Consider the following 10,597-nt stretch of genomic DNA (forward strand, 5'->3'; position numbering starts at 1 on the left):
GCGAGCCGTCGGCGAGGCCGGGCGCGCCGCGGGCGCGGGCGGCGTCCACGTCCGGCGCGTTGCGGCGAGCGAGCGCCGCCCGGTTCTTGGCGCAGAGCTCACGCCCGCCCTCGGGCTCGCCGGTGATCAGGCCGACCTCGCGGGCCTTGGCCCCGACCTGCTCGCCCAGGCCCTTGATCCCCTCGCGCAGCTGCTGGACGCGCTCGCCCAGCTGCGCCTTCTGGCCCTCGCGGGCGGCCAGACGCGCGGTAAACAGCCGGGTCTCGCCCTCGATGAGATGGGCGACGCCCGGGTCGGCGTCGCGCCGCGCCAGGAGCTCGGGCGGGAAGGCGATGCGCTCGGCCCCGTCGCGCTCGGCCTCGTCGCGGGCGCGCCGCGCGGCGAGTTCGTCCATGGCCTTGAGGACGATGTCGAGGTTGGCCCGCACCTGCGTCTCGTCGAGGCGGATGAGCACGTCGCCGGCCTTCACCCGGGCGCCCTCGCGGACCAGCAGTTCGCCCACCACCCCGCCGGTGGGGTGCTGGACCTTCTTGACGTCGGACTCGACCACGAGCTGGCCCGGCGCGATCACGGCGCCGGAGATCTGCGTGAGGGTGGCCCAGCCCCCCACCCCGACGACGAGGAGCACCCCGAGGCCGAGGCCGAGGGCGAGGTGGCGGCGGATCGAGCCCTGGGCGGTGGGGCGCGGCAGGTCCAGTGCCGCCGCGGGGCCGGTGTCGAGGGCGAGGGCCATCAGGCGCGCTCCTGCAGGGCGGCGGGGGAGGCCGGCACGGAGGCCGGGCGCAGGACGCGCTTCAAGACCTCGTCCTTGGGGCCGAAGGCCTGGGCGCGGCCGTCTGCCATCATCAGGATGAGGTCGAGGGCGGCGAGCGCGGAGGGGCGGTGGGCGATGACGATGCAGACGCCGCCGCGCCGGCGGACCCCGAGGATCGCCCCCGTGAGGGCGTTCTCGCCCTCGGCGTCGAGGTTGGCGTTGGGCTCGTCGAGGATGACGAGGAAGGGGTCGCCGTAGAGGGCGCGGGCCAGGCCGATGCGCTGGCGCTGGCCGGCCGAGAGCCCCGCCCCGCCCTCGCCGATGCGGGTGTCGTAGCCCTCCGAGAGCCGTAAGGTGAGCTCGTGCACGCCCGCCGCCCGGGCGGCGGCGATCACGGCCTCCGGGGTGGCGGCCGGATCGAAGCGGGCGATGTTCTCCGCGATGGTGCCGGCGAACAGCTCGATCTCCTGGGGCAGGAAGCCGAGATGGGGCCCGAGGTCGTCGGCCGACCACTGGTCGAGGGCCGCCCCGTCGAGGCGGACCTTGCCGCGCACCGCCGGCCAGACGCCGATGAGGGCCCGCACTAGGCTCGACTTGCCCGAGGCCGAGGGGCCGATGACGCCGAGGCCCTGGCCGGCCTGGAGACTGAGGCTCACGTCCTGGACCACGAGGCGCTGGGTGCCGGGGGGCGCGACGCTGATGCTCTCGACCTGGAGGGAGCGGCAGGGCGCCGGCAGGGCGTGGGGCTGGCCCGGTGCCGGCATGCGGGCGAAGAGCTCGGACAGGCGGGCCCAGGACTGGCGGGCCTGGACGAAGCCCTTCCAGTTGGCGATGGCGAGTTCGGCCGGCGCCAGCGCGCGGGCCACCAGGATGGAGGACGCGATGATGATGCCGGCACTGGCCTGGCCGTTGATGACGAGGTAGGCGCCGAGCGCCAGCACGCCCGATTGCAGGGCCATGCGGAAGACCTTCGAGCCGGCGCCGTAGCCGCCGGCGATGTCGGAGGCGCGCTGCTGGGCCAGGCGGTAGTCGCCGTTGGCGCGCCCCCAGCGGTCAGCAAAGCGCGCCTGCATGCCCAGCGCCGCCAGCACCTCGGCGTTGCGCCGCCCGGCTTCCGCCAGGCCGTTGCGGCGCAGGCCGTGGCCGGTGGCTTTCTGGGTGGGGTCGCGGGTGGCCCGGTCGGTGAGGAGGGCCAGCGTGGCCAGCACTACGGCGCCGGCCAGGGCCGCGACCCCGATCAGGGGATGGAACAGGAAGCAGATGGCGAGGTAGACCGGCATCCAGGGCAGGTCGAAGAACGCACCGGGCCCGGTACCGCCGAGGAAGCTGCGTAAGGAATCGAGATCGCGCAAGGGGAGCAGGCCGTCGCTGGGCGCGGCGCCCTTCAGGGGGGCCCGCACCACGATGTCGAAGACGCGCCCGCTCAAGGATTCGTCGAGGGCGGCGCCGACCCGGGCCAGCACGCGGGCGCGCAGGGTCTCGAGCATCCCCTGAAAGCCGTAGAGCACCAGGGCGAGCACGCACAAGCCCACCAGGGTGGGCACGGAGCGGCTCGGGATGACGCGATCGTAGACCTCGAGCATGAAGAACGAGCCCGTGAGGTAGAGCACGTTCACCAGCCCGCTCATCAGGCCCACCCCGACGAACGCTGTGCGACACTGTGCGAGCGCCGAGACCAGCTCGGCCGTATCTCGGGCCTTCATGATAGATCGCCTTCTTCTCACGCTGCCGAAGCACCGATCATGTCTCGTCGGTAGCGGCGATGATTATCGCCCGTATACAAGGCTGCCGCATCAAAATCCGAGCGCAGCGGCACAGGATTAGCCATCGCATCTTCCTCAGCCTTCAAACCCAGGGATCGAATCACATCCCGCGTTGTGCCGCCACCCGGTTTTGGTCCTGCGCAGCGAAGCTTTATATAATTCCAAGTTTACAGATCCGTGTTTCCAGAAGAGAAAAATCCGTAACTTAATCAGCACCGCCAGCTAATGACCGGTCGTTTGGTTGCGCTCTAGGCGATGCAGCCTTCTTTCGTGTCACAACGCTTTTGCGGGGTTGAACCGAGGAATCAGGACCAACGCAGCCAGCACAGATCGAGCCTGTAGCGCGATTAAGTCGGGCATCGCGAACGGCATCGTTCTTGACTCTCATCTCCGCGTCCAGTTTGTTCTGACGCATGATGATCTCCATCCGAGCCCCTTGGCTCATCGTGGCGTCCGGAATTGATGACTGCGCTTCCGTCGAAGACGACCGAAACGCGAGGTTGAGAACGACAAGTGTCGAAGCGGCAAGGAGCCGACGTACCGGTATGCTGCTGATCATGATAGATTCCACTTCTCTCGTCATCACAGCAGCACGAAGGGTCCATTACGACGACCGCCCCTATCCTGACGGCGCTTTTAAGGCACAGGTGCGCCAAAGACCATAGAGCGCTTATTGGAATGCATAACGTTGTACAAACATCAGGGAAAATTTCTTTTTAAGGCTCCTTATTCGTTTGCCGGATCAATTTTTGGGCTTGGTGGGCCACGATGGTCGCGTTGATGATGAACGAGAACGTCGTGGCCGAATGGATCGGCGAAACATTCCCGGTACCATGCTGAACTCCTATAGTCCGGCGCTTAAATGCACGGTGGCTTTGTTCTGCCGAAATGCAAATGGGCTGGACCACGCGGGGACCGGCTTAACCATAGAATGGGTGGTTTGCTCCCTTGTTGGGATGTTGGTTTGGCCGCCTGGCACTCACAGACACACGCGGGAACTCCTGCACATACTAAGCCACGCCCTACTGCTTTCTCAGCGCTGAGAGGCGAGTCACTTCTGCGGTCGTCCAGGCTCCTATTAAGTTTGCGGAAAGGCAGAAACCCCAAATTTCCATCTTCAACAGTCATGTGTTCTACCCAATGAGTAGAGTTAATTGGGGGATCCCGCTTAAGTCGCAGATGACAGTGTGTGACACATAATCGTTCGATAAAAATATGAAATAATTTGATATATAAAATTTATATCATACCTTGTCCGAGATAAAGAGGTCCGATACTGAAATCAAATATATAATCTATGAATATAATCACCGAATAAAATACTGCGGAAAATATTACTGCCAGAAATTTATTTTTACGTAGGCTGCCTTAAATCTTACACGCGCCAGGTAATTGACCTTGGGCTTGATGGTTAAAAATTGCTGCTTTTGAGTTTACTTTGAGGTTCGAACTAAAATTGCGAACATTCAATTGCTTGGCTTACAGTCGCTGGGAGGATCCTGAGCCGCGTGAGTTGCCGACTTGACGTGAGCAGGCGATATTTTTGCGGGATCAATCGAAGCGGCGTCAAAGGCACGAATCGCAAACTTACGCCGGGACAAGGCCCGCTTCTCATATCGGTCGAGTCTAACTAATTCTATGGCGATATCAGCCAGCATGAGGGCTTCACGTTCTGCGGAAGACTCAGTCGGCACTCTAAGCAACGAGCCTTCAAGCGAATTGCCAGACATTTGCCTGCCAGAGACACGACTAGAGAGCATATCTGGTAAGATGCGGAGTATGAACTTGCTAGGTCTGGAAACAAGTGCAAGCCGCCTATCATCAGCGGTAATTGGCTCCCGTAGCCCGCACTCAATGAGCTGGTGACGCACACACCGGACGCGATTCAAATCAACTTGTGCCTCCGCAACCCGAGTCGCGAGTTCCAAGTTGGCGCCAGGGCCGCAGCTTTCAAGAATTGCACCTACGAGTTGATCGATTTCAGCTTGGTAGTCTTGGTTCGCAACGACAGAGGTCGCTAGGCCGTGCCGCTGCGCATTCTGCGAAGCTCGGGCCTTGCCTTTTGTGGTACGCGGGCCTGTACTGCCCTGAGCGTTCGCCCGATTGGCTTGCTGCTTACGGCTGCTGACCATCGATACAAGCTTTCACATCGTCCGTTGGGCTGATTTCCGCAAATTCTGCTTCCTCAATCGCTTCGCTGGCGCGTGCGAGCTTCATCGCGACAGCGTCGCGGTGGCGGCTAATTTCGCGCAGGATTGCATTTCTCCGGCTCTCAGCGCTCGCGATCATCCGATCAATTCGGTCAACCTCGTTGATTCTTGCTGCGAGGCCTTCTGCCAGCACGGCGTCAAACGAGAGACCCGCGCTGTCTAGAATGTGGTGGACTAAGTCTTTCATGCTTTGATCTCCCCTGCACCATCCCCCCACAAGTTCAATGGCTTCCGAAAGGCCGACGATAGACCCAAGGACCTGAGTGAGGCCTTGGCTTACTGAAGCTGCCAAAAGGCAGCCTTTAAGCCGGCGCAGGCGCAGTACCTCCCAGAGCAGGTCGGTGACGTCCCGGACCCAAAACTCCTCAATGATGTCGACGGGTTCGACGCTATGCCCGACTTCGCGGAGGATTCGAGAGTACTGCTCCGGATCCTCACCGGTTAGCATGACTTGTGACTGAGGCAGCGAATCGTTCCACGTTGAACGCATCTGCTCGAGCGCTACCGGGTGCGAGTTCGATCTCTTCGCCACTGCGGGGCTCCTGCCTCAGTTCGTACGTGTATGTTCCTGACCCGTTCTGATTATTTAGTTCAAGCGTGCCAGAAATGGAAATTAGAAAATGTTCATGAAATGAGTGCAGAGTCCTGCTTGTTATCGCAGCATGTTGCCACTCAAATTGGGACAGCTTCGTTTTTCCGCGTTTCCAGTTAGAGCGAATCTGAGTTCTGCTTTATCATCGAATGTCTTTGACGGAAGCGAACACCAGCTCCTCCTCCGTTCTCTGGGATGAATTCGAGACCGGCATGTTCAAGAGCACTTCGGATCGCTCGTACGTTTGCCGCTGTAGATGTGACGGGTCCGTCCTGTAGTTCAGCTCGTCTAATGGTAGCGACGCCTAGTCGAGCAGATTCGGCGAGTTCCTCTGCGCTCCATCGCAGGAGGGCGCGAGCTGCGCGTACCTGCGCGCCTGTGAGTAAGCCTTCGCCAGAAAATGCCATCTTGATCTGCCAGCAATCAGGTGATATTAAAACGATCACAAGATCGGAAGTGGATCAATGTGATGCCCTCATCCCGAACTCTTTCGTGGTCTGCTGCCATACGCGATATTCGAGCGGATCGCATCCGTTTCGCTCCTGGTGAGCGCGCCTTTCATTGCCGCCAACAGGCATTCCAAAAAGTCGCGCTTCTGCGAGCCCGAGCCTCTGCTTGCGTTCGTCCTCTCTTCGTAGCGGGAGCCTATGATCGGCGAGCTATCATGTGTTCAGCGGTCCTGGCGGCAAAAGCTCGCCGTGCGGTGACCGGCGAGGCTTGGCGAACCTGTATCTCTGCTGCTCTGAAGGGGACCTGGCAAGCAGCCAAGGCAGCAAGGATAGCGGCTGATTCGCGTGAGAGCCGTCGCGAGGCGCAAATGCAGAAGATATCGGTCAGCGCCAGACCTCAGTCTGCGCCGGCCACAGTACACACAGAGAACACTCTTTGTCCTGCGGATGCAGCATCATTGCAACCGCCCATGATGCTTGTGTGTCGCAGCTCTCGTTCGTCGAGCCTGTCTAGCGTACAGCCGCAACAGCAACTTCTCTCGAGCGCGCCGCCGACGTGACCTCACCGCTGCTCTGAGCGAACGGCTCGCAGCGGTTCGCGCGATTGTCCCATCTTATCCACTCATCATCCAATCTTACCCAGAGGCTCACGATGACCCAGAAGCGACCGCGCAGCTGCGCGGCTAATCCCGCACGTCTAACCGTGGCCTCGTTGGGGCTCCAAGTGAAGCTCGTGAGTCGAGAGGAGGACGCGGAGCTCAGGGCGTTGATCGAACGCTACGAGCAGCTGCTGCTTGATTGGGAGGACCTCTCCCATCGCGCGCTGAAAGCGCTTTCTGGCCGTCCATCTTCTCCGGGGGAGTGCTGCGATGCCGTACGTCGCTCTTGATGACGTTGGTACAACGCGACGCGGGGCTTTGTCAGCCCGGCGTCGGCTCCAGGCCTAGGAGCGAACGGGTGGCAACTGCGTGGTGTGTGGCCGGCGCATTGACGGCGTGCGTGAGCGCTGGATCGTCGAACATATTCGCGCCCTTGAGCTCGGTGGGGCCGACGATCTTCAGAATATGGGGCCTGCCCATGAAGCGTGTGGACGCGAGAAGACGAAGGGGGATCACGCCCGAACCGCCAAAGCCAAGCGGCAGAAGATTCGCCATCTCGGTGCTGCGGTTAGCGCTCGTCCCCTGCCAGGCTCGCGTGCCTCTGCGCTTAAGCGCAAGGTCAATGGCACTGTCGTCCCGCGCGAGAGCCGTTGGCGATCTCTAGGTGGCATCGACTCCGCAATTCGGGAGGGCGATTAGGTTGCACCATCTTCATCAGACCCGCTGCTGGTGCGCTCGAGGACGGACTCGGCCGATTGCCTATGGTCCCAACCCAAGCCTTCTTAAGAGTGGGCTGAAATAGGAGTAACGGCGCAAGTCGCAATCCAAGCCCCACCGCAGGCGGCTACGGTCGACGGTGCCGCTTTCGGTACCAATCAGACGCCGTAATATTGTTTGTACCAAGCCACAAAAGCCGGAATTCCTTTGGCTGTCGGCGTCCGCGGCACCTGACCTATAAGCGCTCGAAGGAGTTCCGTGTTTGCGGCTGTCCGGGCGACATCGCCTGGAGGGAGTGGCTTGGATATACGGACTGCTTGACGGCCAAGGGCACTTTCAAGTTCATCAATCATGGCATCAAGGCGGACGGGTTTCCCGCCTCCGATATTCACCAGGCGATACGGTGCACAGTTACTTAGTGTGTCTGCCTCGGAGATTGGGCCTGTTGAACCCGAAGGAGGCGGCACGTCCGCCAAGCGACGAATCGCGTCGACGAGATCGTCGATGTACGTAAAATCGCGCTCAGCGCTTCCCCCAGAAAAGACCTCGATCGGCTCGCCTGCGAGGATCTTCCGTGTGAAGAGAAACAACGCCATGTCGGGTCGCCCCCATGGCCCATATACTGTAAAGAAGCGGAACGTCGTTGTCGGGATGGCAAAGAGATGGCTGTAGGAATGCGCCATCGCCTCCATCGCGAGCTTTGACGCGGCGTAGAGGGTAAGAGGTGTGACGGTCCGGTCCGTCTCTCGGAAAGGGAGCTGCGTGTTGCCGCCGTAGGCTGAACTGGTGGACGCCAGGAGCAAGTGGCGCACGGGATGCGCACGCACGGCCTCCAAGAGGTTGAAGCTACCGATGAGGTTGGCGTCTGCGTACGCCTGCGGGTTCTCCAAACTGTATCGGACCCCAGCCTGCGCCGCGAAGTGGAAGATGATGTCGGGCTTCACACGCCCCAAGACATCTACCAACAGACCCGGCGTTTCCAGCTGGCCTTTTATCGCGTCAAAGCTTGCATGCCGACTCAGCTCGCCGTGGCGGGCATGTTTTAAATTTACATCGTAGTAATCGGAGAACGCGTCAAAGCCTGTGACAGTGTGCCCCTCAGCCAAAAGCCGGCGGCTAAGGTGGTAGCCGACAAAGCCGGCGGAGCCCGTCACCAAGAAATGCATTTGTCCACGTCCGCAACTTCTATTGTCCAATGAAACGGAAAACCGCTCAATTCATCAAATTTGGTGCAACAAAGCTTCACGATTTACGTCCGATGCTCACATATTGAAAGCCATGCCGCCGTACGACATTCTGCGCATAAACGTTGCGGAGGTCGACCAGAACAGGGGTCTGCATGGCATCGCGCAGGCGGATGAAATCCAGCGCCCGGAAGGCGTTCCATTCTGTGACGATGACTAAGGCGTCGGCGCCCTGCGCGCAATCATAAGCGTCGCTGGCGTAGGTGACGTCGGATAGAAGTGAACGCGCTGCCGCCATGCCCTCTGGGTCGTAGGCGCGGATCGTCGCCCCACCGTCCTGAAGGCCGGTGATGATGGAAAGTGCCGGCGCGTCGCGCATGTCGTCTGTGTTGGGCTTGAACGTCAGGCCCAGGATAGCGATCGTCTTACCGCGCACGGAGCCCCCGCAGGCCAAGACCACCTTGCGGGCCATAGCACGTTTGCGCTGGTCATTCACTGCCACCACTGTCTCGACAAGGCGAACTGGGGTTCCGGCATCCTGGGCCGTCTTGACAAGGGCCAGAGTGTCTTTGGGAAAGCAAGAGCCGCCGTAGCCAGGGCCGGCGTGAAGGAACTTGGCGCCGATGCGGTTGTCGAGGCCGATGCCGCGGGCAACCTGCTGCACGTTGGCGCCCACCTGCTCGCACAGGTCCGCGATCTCGTTGATGAAAGTGATCTTAGTGGCGAGGAAGGCGTTGGCGGCGTACTTGGTCAGCTCGGCGGTGCGCCGGTCGGTCACTAGGATGGGCGCCTGGTTAAGGTAGATGGGCCGGTAGATTTCCCGCATCACAGCTTCGGCACGTTCCTCCTGAGTACCAACCACGATGCGGTCGGGCCGCTTGAAGTCATCTATAGCTGCACCCTCGCGCAGGAATTCCGGATTGGACACAACCGCCACTTCGGCATTCGCGTTGGTCTCGCGGATGATGCGCTCGACCTCGTCGCCTGTGCCTACCGGCACGGTCGACTTGGTGACAACGATGGTGAAGCCAACGACGAGGCGGGCGATCTCACGGGCTGCGGAGAACACATAAGAAAGATCAGCAAAACCATCTCCGCGCCTGGAAGGGGTGCCCACTGCGATGAACACGGCGTCTGCACCAGCGATCACAGGAGCGAGGTCAGTCGAGAAGCTCAAACGTCCCTGACTAACATTATCAGCCACCAAAATCTCGAGTCCCGGCTCGTAGATCGGCATACGTCCGGCATTCAGCGCCTCTATCTTGCCCGGATCCTTGTCGACACAGACAACATTGTGTCCAAAATCTGCGAAGCAGGCGCCGGAAACCAAGCCTACATAACCCGACCCGACCATCACAATGCGCATTTAAATCTCCAACAAGCGACGCCAATAGATAACCCTTTGCAGTAGCTGACAGCAAGGGCACATTTTCGTGTCGCCTTGTATTTTCCTGCAGCCTGTAAAGCGCGTGTGCCTGCTTGGAATCCTAGAGCATCTAACAAAACGGCTATTATACCAGACCTCGATGAGCCTGACTCATCGAGGTCTGCCCGTGCGACGGCGCGGCGGCGGTCGTCCATCGGACCTTAGGGAGACTGACCTATGGGTCAGGCTCACTAATACTTGATATTATACCGACCAACGTTGATCATGAAGGATAGCTCACTGACATAGTCCGATGAATTGAGATTGGGATTGCCCCGTTTCTGTGGCTCTTGCTCGCTTTGCGTGGATGGTGGCCGATTGACTCGGGTCGGTGACGGCCTAGGCTGAGCTTCCCATCGTGGAAGACATGCCTATCCCGTCTGCCCTTCCCAGTGCCGCATCGGTCGCTGCGTCGAGCAGGGCTCCAACCACCCCACGGTCGAGGTTCATCTTGACGGAGAAGTTGGTCGGTGTCCCAACTGCGTCCAGACAAGCCGATCCGTCCATTGCCGCTATCATCGTCACCCGGCCGATCTGCCAGTCTCCACCTTACGAACGACACTGAACATCGAGGGCCGACGCTTCTATTGCTTGACTGCTGTCCCCGGCGTATCTTCGCCAAGCCCGCATCCGATCTTGTTGCGCCGTCGGCTCGGCGGACGCGTCGGCTGGCCGCGTGATCCACGCAAAGTGAGCAAGAGCCGTTTCGGTTCTCCCTCAGTTTGCGTGGTTTACACAGCGAGGAGGACACGCCGTCGGAGCAGGGGGAAGCCTGCGCGTCCGTACATCGTCCGCTTGAGCATTTTCAGGCGGCTAATCCGACCCTCCGCCTGACCGTTGCTCCATGACGTCGTCAACGCGGCACGCACCGCCGCTCCGTCCCGCTCCAGACCAGCAGCGAAC

At 60.8% G+C, this 10,597-nt stretch carries 7 protein-coding genes and 2 pseudogenes; 2 read left to right on the top strand and 7 right to left on the bottom strand.

All coding sequences use genetic code 11. From position 1 onward, the window contains the following. The 4 genes from MKK58_RS00040 to MKK58_RS00055 all read right to left on the bottom strand — a co-directional run. A partial coding sequence (locus MKK58_RS00040) for a biotin/lipoyl-binding protein (RefSeq protein WP_243910186.1) occupies nucleotides 1–733 on the bottom strand: 733 nt, incomplete at its 3' end. Further along, nucleotides 733–2,457: a type I secretion system permease/ATPase gene (locus tag MKK58_RS00045; protein ID WP_243910187.1), complete on the bottom strand. Its 1,725-nt coding sequence runs from the start codon at nucleotides 2,455–2,457 to the stop codon at nucleotides 733–735. The genes MKK58_RS00040 and MKK58_RS00045, both read right to left, overlap by 1 nt. A gap of 2,175 nt (nucleotides 2,458–4,632) precedes the next feature. Then, nucleotides 4,633–5,259 carry a hypothetical protein gene (locus MKK58_RS00050; RefSeq protein ID WP_243910188.1) on the bottom strand — a complete coding sequence of 209 codons (627 nt, stop codon included), beginning with the start codon at nucleotides 5,257–5,259 and terminating at the stop codon, nucleotides 4,633–4,635. Nucleotides 5,260–5,435: 176 nt separating this feature from the next. Further along, on the bottom strand, nucleotides 5,436–5,726 hold the full coding sequence (locus tag MKK58_RS00055; protein WP_243910189.1) for a transcriptional regulator: 291 nt from the start codon (nucleotides 5,724–5,726) through the stop codon (nucleotides 5,436–5,438). 1,037 nt (nucleotides 5,727–6,763) lie between these two features. Between MKK58_RS00055 and MKK58_RS27030 the strand changes: the two genes are divergently transcribed. After that, nucleotides 6,764–7,066: a hypothetical protein gene (locus MKK58_RS27030; protein ID WP_409565148.1), complete on the top strand. Its 303-nt coding sequence runs from the start codon at nucleotides 6,764–6,766 to the stop codon at nucleotides 7,064–7,066. A 176-nt stretch (nucleotides 7,067–7,242) separates the two neighbouring features. Here MKK58_RS27030 and MKK58_RS00065 read toward each other — a convergent pair whose 3' ends face one another. Next, nucleotides 7,243–8,250, bottom strand: coding sequence for an NAD-dependent epimerase/dehydratase family protein (locus MKK58_RS00065; RefSeq protein ID WP_243910191.1), 1,008 nt, complete (start codon nucleotides 8,248–8,250; stop codon nucleotides 7,243–7,245). A gap of 76 nt (nucleotides 8,251–8,326) precedes the next feature. Further along, nucleotides 8,327–9,634, bottom strand: a complete 1,308-nt coding sequence (locus MKK58_RS00070; protein ID WP_243910192.1) for a UDP-glucose dehydrogenase family protein — start codon at nucleotides 9,632–9,634, stop codon at nucleotides 8,327–8,329. Between the two features lie 459 nt (nucleotides 9,635–10,093). Here MKK58_RS00070 and MKK58_RS27035 point away from each other — a divergent pair. After that, a pseudogene (locus MKK58_RS27035) lies at nucleotides 10,094–10,273 on the top strand (transposase family protein); the annotation flags it as partial. Nucleotides 10,274–10,425: 152 nt separating this feature from the next. Here the strand turns inward: MKK58_RS27035 and MKK58_RS00075 are convergent. Beyond that, a pseudogene (locus MKK58_RS00075) lies at nucleotides 10,426–10,597 on the bottom strand (ISL3 family transposase); the annotation flags it as partial.

The organism is Methylobacterium sp. J-078, assembly GCF_022829285.1.
GTDB lineage: Bacteria > Pseudomonadota > Alphaproteobacteria > Rhizobiales > Beijerinckiaceae > Methylobacterium.

What these genes read in the sequence shown, in the direction of transcription:
- MKK58_RS00045 (WP_243910187.1), bottom strand. Translation starts at nt 2,457, where the DNA reads ATGAAGGCCCGAGATACGGCCGAGCTGGTCTCGGCGCTCGCACAGTGT.
- MKK58_RS00055 (WP_243910189.1), bottom strand. Translation starts at nt 5,726, where the DNA reads ATGGCATTTTCTGGCGAAGGCTTACTCACAGGCGCGCAGGTACGCGCA.
- MKK58_RS00065 (WP_243910191.1), bottom strand. Translation starts at nt 8,250, where the DNA reads ATGCATTTCTTGGTGACGGGCTCCGCCGGCTTTGTCGGCTACCACCTT.
- MKK58_RS00070 (WP_243910192.1), bottom strand. Translation starts at nt 9,634, where the DNA reads ATGCGCATTGTGATGGTCGGGTCGGGTTATGTAGGCTTGGTTTCCGGC.